Origin of the sequence: Accumulibacter sp. (assembly GCF_031732815.1) — a bacterium.
Classification (GTDB): Bacteria; Pseudomonadota; Gammaproteobacteria; order Burkholderiales; family Rhodocyclaceae; genus Accumulibacter.
In genome coordinates, this window is the sequence record NZ_JAVMKF010000289.1 from 1 (window position 1) to 2,580 (window position 2,580).

At 64.5% G+C, this 2,580-nt stretch carries 2 protein-coding genes and 1 pseudogene; all 3 read right to left on the reverse strand.

The genetic code is table 11. The features are described 5' to 3' along the window. Positions 1 to 1,412 (reverse strand): NAD(P)-binding protein (locus RKP46_RS16560; RefSeq protein ID WP_311107641.1); only part of this gene is annotated, 1,412 nt, incomplete at its 3' end. After that, the gene (locus RKP46_RS16565; protein ID WP_311107642.1) at positions 1,412 to 2,425 is read right to left on the reverse strand and encodes a thiamine pyrophosphate-dependent enzyme; all 1,014 of its coding nucleotides are present in this window, start codon (positions 2,423 to 2,425) and stop codon (positions 1,412 to 1,414) included. The genes RKP46_RS16565 and RKP46_RS16560, both read right to left, overlap by 1 nt. A gap of 11 nt (positions 2,426 to 2,436) precedes the next feature. Further along, positions 2,437 to 2,580 (reverse strand): annotated as a pseudogene (gene porA / locus RKP46_RS16570) (pyruvate ferredoxin oxidoreductase); the annotation flags it as partial.

The window sequence follows — 2,580 nt, forward strand, 5'->3', positions numbered from 1 at the left end:
TCGTCGAGTCCGCCCTGCACCTCGTCGAAGGTCGACTGCCGGCGGATGATGTCGAGCATCGGTCGCACCGTCTTCGGGGCATCGGCGTAGTACCAGGGGTTGAGGTTCTCAAAGCTGGCGACTTCGTGCTTGGTCGGCTCGGCGTACTGCTCGCCGCGCAGCCAGGCATCGATGTTGCGTGCCGCCTTTTTGCCGTGACCGATGGCCACGGTGACGTTGCGCTCGGCCGGAACCATGTCGCCGCCGGCAAAGATTCCCGGGTGGCCGGTCATCATGTTGGCGTTGACCTGGACGACGCCGTCCGAGACGGCCAGGCCGGGGACGCCATCGAGCAAGCCGAGGTCGACGTCCTGACCGAGGGCCAGCACCAGCGAATCGGCTTCGATTGTCTCGAATTCGCCGGTAGGCTGCGGGAAACCCTTGCTGTCGAGCGCCATCTTTTCGATCGTCAGCGACGAATCACCGGCCTGCTTGATCGTCGACAGCCATTTGACCATGACGCCTTCCTGCAGCGCTTCCTCGACCTCGAAATCGTGCGCCGGCATTTTTTCGCGCGTCCGACGATAGACGATCAGCGGTTCGGCGCCCATGCGCTTGGCTGTCCGTGCAACGTCGATCGCCGTGTTGCCGCCGCCGTAAACGACGACCCGACGGCCGAGCAGCGGTTTCTCTTCGCCTTCCATGCTGCGCAGCAGCGAGATGGCGTCGATGATCTTTGCCGCGTCACCGGCCGGAATCATCGCCCGCTTGCCAATGTGCGCGCCGACCGCCAGGAAGGCGGCGTCGAACTTGCCGGCCTGCATCGTTTCGAGGATGTTCTCGACCTTGCTGTTCAACTGAACCTTGACGCCGAGGTCGACGACGCGTTGCATTTCAGCTTCCAGGACATCGCGCGGCAGGCGGTACTTCGGGATGCCGAAGCGCATCATTCCGCCCAGCAGCGGGCCGGCCTCGTAGACGGTGACTTCGTGCCCCAGGCGGCGCAGGTGATAGGCGGCGGACATGCCGGATGGGCCGGCCCCGACGATCAACACGCGTTTGCCCGATTCGCTTGCCGGGGGCGAGAGGTGCCAGCCTCGTTTCAGTGCTTCGTCGCCGAGGAAGCGCTCGACCGAGTTGATGCCGACGGGGGCGTCGATCTGTCCGCGGTTGCAGGCGCCTTCGCAGGTGTGGTAGCAGACCCGCCCCATGATCGCCGGGAAGGGGTTGTCTTTCGTCAAATGCCGCCAGGCGCTTTCATAGTCACCCGATTCGGCGTGAAACAGCCAGCCCTGAATGTCTTCGCCCGCCGGGCACTGCTTGTTGCAGGGCGGCAGGCGGTCGAGGTAGACCGGGCGCGAGGTGCGCCAGGAGCCGGTGCGGTTGGCCAGCGAGGAGCCTGGGTCTAGGGTAATGGCAAAGGGTTTTTCCATCAGTTTGCCTCCTGGTCGAGCAGTCCGTATTTGCGAATGTTCTTGTCTGCCGCCGCCTGCAGGCGGGCGATCGTTTCTACCGCCGGCTTCTTGCCGAACAGGTGGGCGTAGCGCTTCTGCAGTTTGAGGTATTCCTCGACCGGTTGTGGCCGCCGGATCTTGAGCACGCCGGTGACTTCACCATGCTCCGCTTCGAACACCGGGAAGATGCCTGTTTCCTTGGCCAGTCGCGCCAGGCGGATGGTGTCGTGCGAAGCGGAGCCCCAGCCAAGCGGGCAGGGGACGAGAATGTGGATGTAGCGCGCGCCGCGGATGCCCATCGCTTTGGTCACCTTGTACTCGAGATCGCGCAGGTCGGCGACGGTCGCCGTCGCGACATACGGAATCTCGTGCGCCATCGCGATCGCCGGGACGAACTTGCCCTGCCCGAAGGCGTTGCCGGGTTCCGGCCCGACCGGCATCGTCGTTGCCGTACGCGCGGCTGGCGGCGTGGCCGAACTGCGCTGGACGCCGGTATTCATGTAGCCGCCGTTGTCGTAGCAGATGTAGAGCACGTCGTCGTTGCGTTCGAACATGCCCGACAGGCAGCCGAAACCGATGTCGGTCGTACCGCCGTCACCGCCCTGAGCAACGACGCGCACATCGCCCATCTGGCCTTTCTGGCGCTTGACCTTGATCGCCGCGGCGATGCCCGTGCCGATCGCCGCCGTGTTGCCGAACAGCGAGTGAATCCACGGGATCTGCCACGACGTTTCCGGATAGGGCGTCGAGAAGACTTCCAGACAGCCGGTTGCGTTGGCGGCAATCAGGCGGCCGCGCGCGGCGTTCATCGCTGCGTCGATGGCGTAGCGTGCGCCGAGCGCTTCACCGCAGCCCTGGCACGCACGGTGTCCGGAGTTGAGCGAGTTGGTGCGCTCGACGTGCGCCTGGACGCTGCGTTCTTCCGGCGCGAGCAGGCGGTTGCCGACGGTAAAGGTGCCCGTTTGATAAAAGTGTACAGGTTGGAAACTCATCGTCTTTCTCCTCAGCCAATACGGGCGGCAACGACGCCGATGTCACGCAGCATGCTTTCGGCGGCCGGACCCGAGCGGCGGGTCGTGCGCTCACGTTCGAGCTGCTTGTTGACGACGTTCCAGTCGAGATCGAGAAAAGTCAGGTGGCCGAGTTC